This window comes from Sporosarcina saromensis (genome assembly GCF_054901285.1).
The window spans coordinates 3,223,367-3,236,698 of sequence record NZ_CM142738.1 but is presented as its reverse complement, the minus strand read 5'-3'; the positions used below and the strand labels follow the sequence as shown (position 1 = coordinate 3,236,698).

The following is a 13,332-nucleotide window of genomic DNA, read 5'->3' as shown; positions in this document are numbered from 1 at the left end:
AAAAAATAGGGTATAAGGGTGGTAACTTACTAATTAGGAGTCGATTACGTTTTGGATAGGACATTTTTAAGGAATCCGGTATTTTTAATTTCATCAATTGTCATCTTGCTATTAGTTGTGCTAGGAGCATCCATACCCGGGCCGTTTGGCAACGTTGCAGATCGTTTATACGCATTTACAACGACCAACTTTGGTTGGTTCTATTTGCTCACGGTATTTGTCATTATTGCATTCCTTGTTGCACTTGCGATCAGTAAATATGGAGCGATCCGTTTAGGTGGAGATTCGGAGCGACCGGAATATCCCTTCTTCACGTGGATCGGTATGTTGTTTTCTGCAGGGTTTGGCGTAGGTCTTGTCTTCTGGGGTGTAGCCGAACCGATGAGTCATTATTTCGCTTCACCCATTAACGGAGTGGAAGCACAGTCCGAAGATGCGGCCCGTGTAGCAATGGGGTATTCTTTCTTCCATTGGGGGGTATCCCAATGGGCCATCTTTGGCATTGTTGGTCTTGTGATCGCTTTTCTTCAGTTCAGAAAGAAGAGGGATGGCCTTGTGTCAACCGCTTTGGAGCCACTCGTTGGATCAAACCGAATTGTGAAAAATGGGATTGATTCTTTTGCTGTCATTGCGACTGTAATGGGAATTGCAACGTCACTCGGAATGGGTGTGTTGCAGATGAGTGGAGGACTTGAACAAGTATTTAATATGAAAAGCACGTTCTTCATCCAAATGATGATCATCGTAGTCCTTTTCTTTTCTTATATGCTATCTGCATCTACCGGCTTGAAGAAGGGAATTGCGTATTTAGGAAATTTCAATTTAGGCATGGCGATTGTGTTGCTTGTATTCTTTTTTATCGTGGGCCCTAAAGTATTTATTTTAGAAAGTTTTACACTTGCAATTGGCGATTATATTAATAATTTCATTAAATACAGCTTACGTTTGCAACCGTACAAAGGTGGAAACTGGGTGCAAGATTGGACAATTTTCTATTGGGCATGGACGATTGCCTGGTCTCCTTTTGTCGGAGCGTTCGTTGCTCGGGTGTCCAAAGGCCGTACAATGCGGGAGTTCATTGCGGGAGTTATGGTCATTCCACCCGTATTTTCGTGTATGTGGATTGCTACACTCGGTGGAACAGCATTGTATAGCGATATGAACAACGGAACAAAGATTGCAGAAGCGGTGGATGCGGATGTAACGTCAGCAATTTTTGAGACGTTCAAGCATTTGCCGTTAACAGGACTGATGTCTGTTTTAGCGATTATTTTAATCTTTACATTCTTAATCACATCTGCAGACTCTGCAACGTATATTTTAGCAAGTATGACAACGCGGGGAAGTTTATTCCCACCACTAATTGTTAAAATGACTTGGGGATTCCTCATGTCAGCAATAGCGGCGGTCCTTTTGTACGCCGGTGGATTGGAAGCTTTACAATCAGCCTCGCTCGTATCGGCATTGCCGTTTACACTATTCATTATTCTAATCATGTTTTCTCTCGGGAAATTATTAAGCAAGGAACCGATTACCGTACGGCCAAGAGATATTCGAAGGTTTGAGAATATCGAGAAAGCAGTCAAAAAGAAAGCGAGTAGAAAGAAGAAAGACTTGTAATCTGTCTTGTTGTCTAAATTGATCAATGTCGTTAGAGAATGTGAAATACCGCATGGAGCCGGAGTCTATAAGACTTTCAGCGACATGCGGTTTTTATTGTTTTTATACCTACTCGTTATCGAGTTGTAATTAATTCCTCAGCTTTATTCTTTGCTTTAATAGAGAACGTACGGTTTTCAGGGTATTGAAGACAATTCAGCTGGCCATCATACACTGCAGCCCCGTCAATGCCAATAATCCGATTTTCACCATAATAGACACCATTATTGCATTTATCATTATGTAAATTCTTTGTAGGCGTGTGGCCAAAAATGACTGTCTTTTCTCCACAATATCCATTGTGAAAAACATCGCGGATCCAGACGAGTTCATGTGGATCAGTTTCGTCTATCGGCTTAGATGGATGAACGCCTGCGTGGACAAAAATGGTATCATCCCACTCGAAATAATAATCCAATGACTGAATGAATTGAAGGTGTGCATTCAATGTAGACGATTGAAGTATCGGTTTGACAAAGTCATCATCTTTCACGATGAATACATCTTCAGAAAATCCATAACTCTCTAGTGTTTGTTTACCGCCATTCCGATCTGTCCAATGTTTCCAAGCTTTCTCTTCGTCTGTCGTTAACGCTTTAATCATCATTTCTTCATGATTGCCGCGTAAAACAATCGCACCTTCCTTTTTTAGAGCTATTACTTTCTCAAGGACTCCTTTAGAATCAGGTCCTCTGTCAATATAGTCGCCCAATAAGATGAGTTGGTCTACTTTTGGATCATAACCTACTTCTATTAACAATTCTTCTAATAAATCTAACTCTCCATGAATGTCACTAATGACCAATGTTCTTTTCAACAATTTCATCCTCTCTGTTCATCTACCATGATTCTTTCGTACATTCATGATACCATTAACTAAATTGTCTTACAAAATAAAGGAGGATGTCTATGTGCGGTCGTTTTACATTATTTGCTCCTTATCACGACATTATTGAGCGTTTTTCAATTGAATCGGCTTTCGAGGAAAGTGAGTACATGCCTAGTTATAATATTGCCCCTTCTCAACAAGTCGCTGCGATTATTAACGACGGCTCTAAAAATCGGCTAGGATATTTACGGTGGGGGTTAATTCCTCCATGGGCGAAAGATGAAAAGATCGGGTATAAGATGATCAACGCGCGGGCAGAAACGATTGCAGAGAAACCGAGTTTTAAACAAGCATTTACAAAGCGTCGTTGTATCATCCCCGCAGATTCATTTTACGAATGGCAACGAAAAGATGGAGAAAAAATTCCGATGCGCATAAAACTGAAGTCCAATAGCATGTTTGGCATCGCAGGTCTTTGGGAGTCTTGGCAATCTCCGGAAGGGAAAACGATTTACACGTGTACCGCGATTACTACTGAACCAAATAACCTTGTGAAACCGATTCATAATCGGATGCCTGTTATTCTAAAGAAGGAAGAAGAAGCGAAATGGTTGGATCCATCTATTACGGATATTCATTTCCTGGGGAATATGTTGCAATCGTTTGATGAAGACCAAATGGAGGCGTATGAAATATCACCTGCTGTCAATTCACCCAAATACAATGACCCATCCCTAATCAAACCTGTTTGTTAACGGCTATAGACACTCCACTTTCAAGGCGTAAATTTCAGTTTTTATTTTGAAACGAAATAACAGTCTACTTCGTCTACTCTGTAAATGGGGAGGTTTTAAAATGGGTGGTTGGAAGCGATTATGTATTGCGTTCTGTTTGGTAGTTGTCTTCATTGTAGGTGGAAATTCATTGGAAGTGTCCGCTTGTTCATGTGTTATGCCGCCACCTCCTGAAGAAGCATTACTTGACGCAGAGGCTGTATTTAGTGGCGAAGTGATTAAAATTGTTGATAACAAAAATCTGCTGAATGGGTATGGGTTTACCGTGTACTTTGCAGTGGATGAAAGCTGGAAAGGCGTAGAGCAGTCAGAAGTTAGTGTAACGACAGGCTATCATGATGGGGATTGCGGTTTTCCTTTTGAAGTTGGTCAATCGTACCTCGTTTACGCTTCGTTAGGAGATATGAATAATAAGAGTACACTTTCGACGAGTATTTGCCAACGGACGACAAATCTTTCAAATGCGACAGAAGATCTGAATGAACTGGGTAAAGGTCAAAAAATTGAAGGAAGCAATGCTAAAAAAGACGAACACAACGATGGACTACTTAATGGGAGTACAACGAAGATTATTCTCGCCGGTATGCTCGTTCTTGCTGGAGCATTGTATGTTGTTTGGAGAATAAAGAAGAACGCGCGCAGTTAAGAACTGCGCGCTTTTTACGTGAAAGACATCATCGTTTCCAGCGGGCTACCTGGTTGAATGTAAGGTGCAAGATCTAAGATAGGGATTGGGAAGAAAGGAAAACCGGATGCATAAGGAGAAATCTCGTATAATTGGAAGTAAATCACTAGCGTTACATCTGCAATATAGAAATCTTGGTTACTGCGTATTTCAGTGGCAGGAGGATCTAATAATTGAATGTCCCAATCTTTAATACGTTGTTGAATAATCGTATTGATTGCCTTCTCATAGCCGCTATTTGGTTTAAACAGTTCGCTCAACTCATAGTTCTTGCCGGTTTTCGTATCAAATGTCAGCGAACGGATTACTGTCAGCCCATGCGCTCCGCCGGTGTCCGAGTAAACAATTAAATTTAAGCTTAGAACCCCTCGCTCATTCGTCTTAATTTCATAGTAAGCAATCAATTCCACTAAGTAATCTTCATAAAAATATTGATCCACAAGCATCTTATTTAGTGTATGAATGATCGTATGGTTGATTTTTTGTTGAACTGTATGATTGTTCATTTGGGTAACGACAGGATAGTTGACACGTATATTTGATGAGGTATGAGGCAGTTTTTTTGTATGAATGCAAACTGGAAACTCGCGCAATATACACACTCCTTCCAAAGTCAGTTTTACACTTTATGAGAGGGCGTTTAGAAGTAGTACTGGCGACATGAATGGTGGATAAGAAAATCATAACGCTGAACGGACATAAAGGGCTTATACATATGTCTTGGATTTCGCAAATTTGAGCAATCTATGGTAGGATGTAAGTTCACAAAAGAAGAGGACGTGAAGATATAATGATCTCAATTACAATTCCGCAACCGGATGTTACAATTGAACAACGACAACAAAAAAGTAATGTGGAAGTTCCTATTAAACCAATTAACGGTTTTGTAGATCTTCATGAAATTCCACGTGATAAAGGCGGTCTTATTTTATTTTATAATAAACGGGATGAACTTTTACTTGCTGGGAAGGCTCGTAAATTACGCCAGCGTGTTAAGAAACACCTAGAAGATAACGTTTCACCATTAAAAAACCATCGTGATGAAGTTGTGAAAATCTCAGTGATCATTGTAGAAGATGCAATGGAAAGAGAAATTTACGAAACGTATATTATCAATACGATGCGCGCAAAGTACAATACGGAAAAAGTATTTTTTGAAAACAATTGAACTTAAACGTTAAACCGCCTTTCGCCAGCTTTCATATTGGCAAAAGGCGGTTTTTGTTGTTGCGTGAGTTGTTCGTGATTCTTAACACGTGTTGTACAAAAAGCATATGAAGGCAAGTAGTTGTTTTTACGTAATTCGCAGTTTAAGTATATAAAAGTTTCCTTCGTGCAACTTATTGTGTTATACTCGATATAGAAATGAAAAGTAAAACCCCATGAACCTAATGCCTCTCCTCAATAGAGGATTGAGTATATCCTACAGCGAAAAGGACATCTGATACAGGTGTCCTTTTTGTGTTCGGTTTGTGTGAGGTGTATCACAACATAAATACGTCGCAACACAACGTAAAGCCGTCGCATCGCAACACTCGCGCCGTATCACAACATAAAGCGCCCGCATCACAACGTAAAGCCGTCGCATCGCAACGTACCGCGTTCGCATCACAACACTCGCGCCGTATCACAACATAAAGCGCCCGCATCACAACGTAAAGCCGTCGCATCGCAACGTACCGCGTTCGTATCACAACACTCGCGCCGTATCACAACATAAAGCGCCCGCATCACAACGTAAAGGCGTCGTATCGCAACGTACCACGTTCGCATCACAATACTCGCGCCGTATCACAAGCGCCATCTCCCAAAAACTACATATCCATACGCGCGAATCAAGCGCTATCAATTCTACACAATTGCTGTAAAATAAAAGGTAGAACAGTAACAGGGGGAGAGGTAGTTGAAATTTTTCCATACGGCTGATTGGCATTTAGGAAAGCTCGTACAAGGTATTTATATGACTGAAGAACAGCGACATGTGTTGCAGCAGTTTATTCAAGCAGTAAAAGAGGAGAAACCTGATGTCGTCGTCATTGCAGGGGATTTGTATGATCGGGCGGTGCCGCCAACGGATGCAGTGAACTTACTGGATGATGTATTGAAGGAAATTGTCGTAGATTTAGAGACACCTGTTATAGCGGTTGCTGGAAATCATGATAGTCCAAGTCGGTTGGATTTTGGTAGTGAATTGATGCGACAAAATGGTTATTACATTGAAGGGCGCATTAAACGTCCGATAAAGCCAATCGTGTTAAGAGATGCGCATGGCGAAGTACATTTCCATCTCGTTCCTTATGCTGACCCTTCAATCTGCAGGCAAATCTATGAAGATGACACGATTGTAGATTTTACGACTGCCATGCAACGAGTGATTGGTGAAATGACGTTCGATCAGGATGCCCGCCATGTATTTGTTGGACATGCGTTTGTGACGCCACATGGTGAAGAGGAAGAGAACACGAGTGATTCAGAACGTCCGTTGGCAATCGGGGGTGCGGAGTATGTATCTGCACATCTTTTTAAGCCGTTCCATTACACAGCTTTAGGGCATTTACACCAAGCGCATTATGTGTTGAATGAACAAATACGGTATGCTGGTTCACCCATGAAATATTCGATTTCGGAAGAACATCATAAAAAAGGATTTTACATCGTTGAAATGGATGCGGATGGTAAAGTTTCAGTGGAGAAACGAGAGCTTTATCCATTGCACGACATGCGGACAGTGGAAGGACATATGGACGAAATCTTAACGCTTCCTCCTTGTGATGACTTTGTTTTTGTGAAATTGCAAGATGAATCACCCGTTCTGTTTCCAATGGAAAAAGTGAAGTCGATATTTCCTAATGCGATGCATATCGAACGAAAAATGGTGCGCACAACGGCTGCGACTTTGCAACAACACGAACGTGGGATACAAGAAAAGCCGAATGACCAGACGTTATTCCGTTATTTTTATACACAAATGAACGATGTAGAACCTGATGAAGAAACTGAACGGATTTTCGCCGAAGTACTCCAAGAAGTGAAAGGTGGGAATGACGTATGAAGCCAATTCGATTGACAATGACTGCTTTTGGACCATACAAGGGGACAGAAACAATCGATTTTAGACAACTAGAAGACCATCGATTGTTTGTCGTGTCTGGGGCGACAGGGGCAGGTAAAACAACGATTTTTGACGGGATTTGTTTTGCACTTTATGGACAAGCAAGTGGGGAAGACCGGACAGATATCCGGTCCTTGCGTAGTGACTTTGCGGATGATGCCATTCAAACGGCAGTCGAATTAGTATTTACGATTCATCGACGCACCTATCGAATCATGCGTCAAATCCCTTACATCAAAAAAGGAAACAAATCCGAGACATCCGCCAAATGTGAATTGTTTGAACTGACAGCAGAAGGTGAAACACCGATTGTGGATCGCCAAATCGTTTCAGAAATTAATCGGAAAGTTGAAGAACTACTTGGATTAACACAAATCCAATTTAGTCAAATTGTCATGCTGCCTCAAGGGGAATTTCGTAAGTTTCTAACGTCCGATACAGAAAACAAAGAAGCGATTTTACGGAAAATCTTTAAGACTGACGATTATCGAGGCATAGTGGAAGTGTTGAAAAAAAGGAAAGATGCGGCTACGTTGCAGTTGACAAATGAAAAATCGAAAGCTGATCACTTTATTCAACAAATCACTGCAATCGTACCAACGAGAGAATCATTGCTATTTGAAGTGCTACGGAATGAATATATGCTAACGTCTCAAGTGCTTGCAGGGCTGGACGAAGAGATCTTGTATTATACAGAAAAAGCTGTGGAGGATGAAAAGCTATACACAGAGGCACACAATAAGCATGGAGCTTTGCTCGAAACGGATCATTCAGCAAAAAACACGAATGAACAGTTTGCTTTGCTCGAACAACGAAAGACGACGCTTGAAACATTAGAACAACAACAACCACACATTCAACTGAAAGAGAAACAACTTGCCGATGCAGACCGTGCGGCAATCATTCACGAAATCGAATCCTATTATATACAACAAGAGCAAGAAGTTTTGGCTAAGCGGCAAGAATTTGAAAAAACTACTGAACAAGTAGACGTTGCAATGGCACAATTAGCGGAAACCGAAAGAGTGTACAGTGAGGTTGAGCGTCAAGAACCTGAACGAACTAAGGCTTCTGAAAAGCTTATTCGACTGCGTCATCACTTGCCAGCCGTCACGCAATTAGCGGCAAAACAAGCACATGTCCACCAATTGCTTGGACATTTACGTGAGCTTCATTCAGATCATCATTATATTGCAGAAAAGGCCTCTACTTATCAAGAACAGCAAACACTTTTGAAAAAGCAAATTGCCGATGTTGAAGAAGCGATTGTGCCTTTCGATATGCTTGTCGAGCAACTGAACAAGTATGTAACAGACGTCAAAATTGTTGAAAAGCATGAACAATTACAAGCGGAATTAGCAAGTTGTACACAGAAAGCAATGAATGCTTCAAGTGCTTTTCGTAAAGCGAAAGAAGAGTTTGAAGGGTTACAAAACAATTGGTTGAGCAATCAAGCTGCGCATCTAGCTCATGCTTTGCAAGAGGGGCAACCTTGTCCTGTATGTGGCAGTGTGGACCATCCTGAAAAACATGCACAGAGAGAAGGAGAAGCAGTTTCGCGAGAACAGCTCGAGAACAAGCGGGCACACTTAACAGAAGTAGAACGATCATTACGTGTGGCAGAGGCTAAACTGGAAACAATAAAAGAACAATCCACCGCACTGGAACAGGAAATGGCGGAAGAAAAAATTACTGACTCTGCAGAAGTAGTGAAAAGGAAGCAAGAGGAAATAGCTACAAAAGTACAAGTGTTAAAAAAGAAAAAAAGTGCCTGTACGCTCATGAAAGTACAGTTGTCTTCCTTTGAGAAGGAAGTGGCAGATTGGACAACAAAATTACATGCTATCGAAAAGCAATTAGCTGAACGGAAGTTGGAGTATGAACGAGAATCCGCTTTGTTGCAACATGAAATAACGTCTATACCTGAAGAGGTCAGAAGCTTGCCTGCATTGGAAGCGGAAATTCAAAAAGCAGCCATGCATAAAGAAAAATTGGAAGCTTCGTGGATAGCTATTCAGAAGAAAAAGGAAGAAGCGAAAGAAAAACTTGCGACGTCAAAAAACGCTCAACAGTACGTTGAAAGAGCGGTCCATGAGTGTGTGCAAAAGAAGCAACAAGCTGAAGCACGTTATAAAGACGCTTTACACCAATCGGATTTTAATTCTGAAGAGGCATACCGAAACGCAAAGTTGACGGAAGCGGAAAAGCGCATGTACAAAGAGGAAGTAAAACGGTTTAATGAGGACCTTCATGCAACAAAAACTGCAATTGTGGAGCTGGAAACGAGTCTCAAAGGCAAAGAGAAAATGGACACGTCCATACTGGCCGAACAAGTAGACCGCTTAAAAGATGCTTACGAACAAGCATTGACAGAGTGGAAGGGTTCAATAGAACATGGAAAAGCGCTCAATCAATTAAGAAGCAACTTGCATAACGCGTCTGAAGGGATTGAAGAATTAGAGCGTAAAGTGAGTAAACTGACGAGTCTTCATGATGTGATCAGGGGGCAAAATCACTTGAAACTCTCCTTTGAACGGTTTATTCAAATCGATTATTTGGAGCGAATCATCCAGTCCGCAAATAGTAGATTGCATAACCTGTCAAATGGTCAATTTGAGTTGATGCGTAGCGAAAGACAAGAAATACGAGGGAAACAAAGTGGCCTAGGGTTGGATGTATATGACGCATATACAGGGCAAAATCGAGACGTAAAGACAATGTCAGGGGGAGAAAAATTCAATGCCTCGCTTAGTCTTGCGTTAGGAATGGCGGATGTTATACAAAGTTTCCAAGGTGGAGTATCAATCGAAACGATGTTCATCGACGAGGGATTTGGAACGTTAGACGAAGAATCGCTTCACAAGGCAGTGGATACGTTGATTGATTTACAAAAATCAGGTCGGATGATCGGTGTCATCTCCCATGTTGAAGAATTGAAGAAGGCGTTGCCGGCAATACTAGAGGTTCGTAAATCGAACGAAGGACATAGTGAAACAAAATTTATATTAAAATGATGCGCTGATAGTCAGTTGATAAGTTTTTTTAGTTATAAATCAGTCGCGTAAGACGAATCGTAGTTTACTCCGTCTTACGCGTCTGTTTTTTATACGGTATGTCTCTTAATGGTTTATTTTGGTTAAAATTAAATAGATGAATAAATACACGGTATAGTGTATAGGAATGAACGGAAAAGGCATCCAAAAGTCCATTTGTTAGTCATCGTTCATTTGGATTTTTTATAAACTTGTATTTTATGAATTGATAATATATTTAAATAATAATTTGCTGTTGCAATTAGTGGTTTGTCCACGTATGATAAATGCCAGCGATATATTGCATATGCATCAAGATAAACTTACAAGAAGAAAGGATTCTATCATTCTATGCAAAATAAACTGTCTTTTTCATCTTTTCTTTTAATTGGTGTCATGTTATTTGCTCTGTTCTTTGGAGCAGGTAACTTAATCTTTCCGGCACAATTAGGACAATACGCAGGAACGAACCTTTGGCCGGCGGTTATTGGGTTTCTTATTACCGGTGTGGGTTTACCGTTCTTAGGTATTCTAGCTATGGGCTTTTCAGGTAGCCGCAACTTGCAGGATTTGGCGAGCAGGGTGCATCCTGTATACGCTGTGTTATTCACATCGTTGCTCTACTTGACGATTGGACCGTTTTTTGCGGCACCTCGTACAGGAGCGGTCGCGTTTGAAATTGGAATTGCAACATTCATTCCTGAAAGTGCACAAGGAACGGCTCTTTTCATTTTTACACTTGTATTTTTTGGTGTCACCTTGTGGCTTTCATTAAATCCGGCTAAAATTGTTGATCGGGTCGGGAAAGTGATGTCTCCTGCAATCATAGTATTACTGCTTGTTTTATTAGTGATGGCATTTGTGAATCCGATTGGTTCATTCCAATCTCCAGAAGATGCGTATGCTTCCGGAGCATTCATGAAAGGTTTTACAGAAGGCTATAATACAATGGATGCCCTGGCTTCACTTGTATTTGGAATCATCGTCATAAATGCAATCCGAGCGCTGGGCGTGACGGACAAAGTACAGATTTTATCAGCAACAGCTAAAACGGGTGTTATTGCTGCTGGGTTCCTTGGCTTGTTGTATGTTGGTATCGCTTATTTAGGCGCGACAACGACTGAGAAGTTTGGATTGTTTGATACGGGTGGTCCTGTATTAAGTGGCGCAGCTGCCCATTACTTCGGTACGTTTGGTTCAATCATGTTGGCAATTATCATTATCTTGGCTTGTTTAACGACAAGTATTGGTTTAATGACAGCTTGTGGAGAGTATTTCACAACGATCATTCCTTCAATCAGTTATAAAATGTTTGTCACGATTTTCACGACATTCTGTTTCATCGTTGCGAATTTCGGATTGTCAAACATCATTACGTATTCGATTCCAGTATTAATGTTCCTTTATCCACTAGCAGTCGTTCTTATGCTATTGACGTTCACGTCACCGTTATTTAAGCATGCTCGACTTGTGTATATTAGTGCAACAGTTGTTGCTCTTGCAATTAGTACAATTGATGGTGTAAAGACATTATATGGAACGCTTGGCTATACAGTGGAGCAATGGCCGAACTGGTTAACGTCAATTGTATCGTTTTATACAAATGTTTTACCTTATTATAGCGAAGGGCTAGGTTGGTTATTGCCCGTACTCGCTGTCATGGTTGTAACAGGCGTTATCGCAAGAGTCATGAAGTTAACGTAAGGAAAAGTATACAGTTTGAAATAAAAAATGCATGAAGGACAATGAGCCTTCATGCATTTTTTTATTTTTTTATCTTTACAGCTTCGAATTCAGGAAGTGCTCGATTGATTTTGTATTGTGGCATACTCCCTAAAATCTTCAATTACTCTGTTTCCAATGAGCGAAATTCATCAATCGCTCTGAGCCAATTCTCGCGCATGACTGATGAAACCAAATCCGCCTTTCCTTCTTTCAAGAGCTCAATGATCTTTGAATGCTCATCAATCGATTTTTCCGTTAAGATGATGGAGTTCAAGAAGAAGAGCCGTCGCACATGTGTCTGCAACGAAGAGATGATTTGATGTATATATGGATTGCATGCAATGTCGACAATTATCTGATGAAACTCCTCGTCAATTTTTAAGGCAGAATAATAGTCTTTTGATCGAACAGCTTGCGCAAATCGTTCATTTGTTTGGACAAGTTCTCGTAACGATTCTTCCTGTAACTGGGGAATTGCTAATTCTGCTGCTAGAGCCTGTAATACAGCTAATGGAGGCAGAAGATCATTAATGGAGTCTTTATTCACTTCCGTAACTTGTGTTGCTTTCCCGGGATACATTTTAACGAAACCTTGTACTTCCAATAATTGAAGCGATTCGCGGATGGGTGTCCTACTTACACCGAGTGCGTCTGCCAATTCTACATCATTCAGCTTTTCACCAGGTTGTAAGGTCCCATCAATAATCCATTGTTGAAGTTGATTGAATGCGCTTTCTTTTGCTGTTTTACGTGCGGTTTTTTGATGTTCCGAAGGTATCGGCATATACAGTCACCTTCCTGCTGCAATTTGTAGTTTAAGTATACAGGAAATAACTGTTTATGGAAAGTGGAGATATGCAATATATTGCATTTAGATCTTTCGTTTATAAATTAACGATATGTCATGCTCTTCTTCGGAGGTACCATAAGCAAGATCTTCGTGTGAAAATGTAAATCCTCTTGATTCATAAAAAGGGATGCCATACTTGTTCCCTTTGGCCACTGCAACTTTCTGTTCACTTGCACCATACAGATGCTTTTGAAGTTTTGTATAGAAATTCAACAGCCTTGTCCCCACACCTAAGCCTCTCTCCTTAGGATCTACATAGAAGACGTATATTTCTCCTGTAGTTTCATCAATCATTCCTCCACCAATTGCACCAACGATTTTCCCACGACTTTCAGCAATGACGTAGCCATGCCAGCTTCTGTCGGTTGTTGTAATTTCCTGTTTAATCCGTTCGACATTGTAATATTTCAATATGAGACGTTCAATATAAGCGCTTGAATAAAGATCCTCATAAGTAAACCATTGACACATTGAAAGCAAGTGGGATAAGTGTTTTGCTTCATGTATTTCTGCCTTTCTTATTGAAAGTTCCGTCAAATTAATGCGCCTCCTCTTGTAATAATTGGCTAGGATTTGTAATGCGAATGGATATATTTTGTAACGTCGCTGTAATATAAGGCTGATAATCTATGGATAGACTAAAAAG

General features: G+C 40.6%; 11 protein-coding genes. 7 read left to right on the top strand and 4 right to left on the bottom strand.

Annotation, left to right across the window (positions count from 1 at the left end; all coding sequences use genetic code 11):
* Positions 1–51: 51 nt before the first annotated feature.
* Positions 52–1,620, top strand: coding sequence for a BCCT family transporter (locus tag ACVHUV_RS16475; RefSeq protein ID WP_462085329.1), 1,569 nt, complete (start codon positions 52–54; stop codon positions 1,618–1,620).
* Between the two features lie 115 nt (positions 1,621–1,735).
* On the opposite strand, the gene ACVHUV_RS16470 is transcribed toward ACVHUV_RS16475, so the two are convergent.
* Positions 1,736–2,476, bottom strand: coding sequence for a metallophosphoesterase family protein (locus ACVHUV_RS16470; protein WP_462085328.1), 741 nt, complete (start codon positions 2,474–2,476; stop codon positions 1,736–1,738).
* Between the two features lie 92 nt (positions 2,477–2,568).
* Here ACVHUV_RS16470 and ACVHUV_RS16465 point away from each other — a divergent pair, with 92 nt between their 5' ends.
* Together ACVHUV_RS16465 and ACVHUV_RS16460 are read left to right on the top strand one after the other, a co-directional pair.
* Positions 2,569–3,243 (top strand): SOS response-associated peptidase, encoded by a 675-nt coding sequence (locus tag ACVHUV_RS16465; protein WP_462085327.1) that lies wholly within the window; start codon positions 2,569–2,571, stop codon positions 3,241–3,243.
* Positions 3,244–3,343: 100 nt separating this feature from the next.
* Positions 3,344–3,928 carry a netrin-like domain-containing protein gene (locus ACVHUV_RS16460; RefSeq protein ID WP_462085326.1) on the top strand — a complete coding sequence of 195 codons (585 nt, stop codon included), beginning with the start codon at positions 3,344–3,346 and terminating at the stop codon, positions 3,926–3,928.
* A gap of 14 nt (positions 3,929–3,942) precedes the next feature.
* Here ACVHUV_RS16460 and ACVHUV_RS16455 read toward each other — a convergent pair whose 3' ends face one another.
* Positions 3,943–4,560, bottom strand: a complete 618-nt coding sequence (locus ACVHUV_RS16455) for a DUF3298 and DUF4163 domain-containing protein (RefSeq protein ID WP_462085325.1) — start codon at positions 4,558–4,560, stop codon at positions 3,943–3,945.
* Positions 4,561–4,757: 197 nt separating this feature from the next.
* On the opposite strand from ACVHUV_RS16455, the gene ACVHUV_RS16450 reads away from it, so the two are divergent.
* The 4 genes from ACVHUV_RS16450 to brnQ all read left to right on the top strand — a co-directional run bounded on the left by ACVHUV_RS16450 (position 4,758) and on the right by brnQ (position 11,815).
* Positions 4,758–5,135 (top strand): nucleotide excision repair endonuclease, encoded by a 378-nt coding sequence (locus ACVHUV_RS16450; RefSeq protein WP_317942735.1) that lies wholly within the window; start codon positions 4,758–4,760, stop codon positions 5,133–5,135.
* A 735-nt stretch (positions 5,136–5,870) separates the two neighbouring features.
* Positions 5,871–7,019: an exonuclease SbcCD subunit D gene (locus tag ACVHUV_RS16445; RefSeq protein WP_462085324.1), complete on the top strand. Its 1,149-nt coding sequence runs from the start codon at positions 5,871–5,873 to the stop codon at positions 7,017–7,019.
* Entirely contained in the window at positions 7,016–10,093 is a 3,078-nt protein-coding gene (locus tag ACVHUV_RS16440) for an SbcC/MukB-like Walker B domain-containing protein (protein ID WP_462085323.1), read from the top strand. Before ACVHUV_RS16445 ends, ACVHUV_RS16440 begins: the two co-directional genes overlap by 4 nt.
* A 369-nt stretch (positions 10,094–10,462) precedes the next feature.
* Positions 10,463–11,815 (top strand): branched-chain amino acid transport system II carrier protein, encoded by a 1,353-nt coding sequence (gene brnQ / locus ACVHUV_RS16435; RefSeq protein ID WP_462085322.1) that lies wholly within the window; start codon positions 10,463–10,465, stop codon positions 11,813–11,815.
* Between the two features lie 142 nt (positions 11,816–11,957).
* Here brnQ and ACVHUV_RS16430 read toward each other — a convergent pair whose 3' ends face one another.
* On the bottom strand, positions 11,958–12,620 hold the full coding sequence (locus ACVHUV_RS16430; protein ID WP_462085321.1) for a GntR family transcriptional regulator: 663 nt from the start codon (positions 12,618–12,620) through the stop codon (positions 11,958–11,960).
* Positions 12,621–12,707: 87 nt separating this feature from the next.
* On the bottom strand, positions 12,708–13,223 hold the full coding sequence (locus tag ACVHUV_RS16425; protein WP_462085320.1) for a GNAT family N-acetyltransferase: 516 nt from the start codon (positions 13,221–13,223) through the stop codon (positions 12,708–12,710).
* Positions 13,224–13,332 lie beyond the last annotated feature (109 nt).